The sequence below is a fragment of the Streptococcus sp. WM07 genome, assembly GCF_004570525.1.
Lineage (GTDB): Bacteria > Bacillota > Bacilli > Lactobacillales > Streptococcaceae > Streptococcus.
This window is the reverse complement of record NZ_SPPZ01000215.1, coordinates 1-417: the sequence shown is the minus strand read 5'-3', so window position 1 is coordinate 417 and position 417 is coordinate 1. Positions and strand designations below refer to the sequence as shown.

The window sequence follows — 417 nt, the reverse complement described above, 5'->3', positions numbered from 1 at the left end:
CTTCTTTACCGGTAACGCGCAACCCCTGTTCTTGGGTCTGTGCCTCTACAAGATGGAAACGCCTGATGAAGACTTCACCATGCCAAACCTGCTGCGGCTGGCGACGCCTTCGACCGGCGAAGGGCTGAGTAAGTGGATTGAATCGACCATCCGCGCACGCGAGGATAGTGCAAGCCCGTTCCCGCGCTTGTCGGTGGAGTGCGTCGATGCGCTGCGCGGTTTCTCCACCCTGTCCGAGAAGGCACAGGGCGATATCCTGGGCACGTTCTTGGAGCCGCTGAAAATCTTCCGCGACCCGGTGCTGTCGGCGGCAACCAGTGGCAACGACTTCGATTTGCGCGAAGTGCGCCGAAAAAAAATGTCCATCTACATCGGCATGACGGCCGAGGACTTGGTGCGCTACTCGGTGCTGATGAA

Annotated in this window: 1 protein-coding gene; it reads left to right on the top strand. The window is 59.0% G+C overall.

The window, feature by feature from the left end; all coding sequences use genetic code 11:
• A partial coding sequence (locus E4T71_RS09055) for a type IV secretory system conjugative DNA transfer family protein (protein WP_167758522.1) occupies nt 1–417 on the top strand: 417 nt, incomplete at both ends.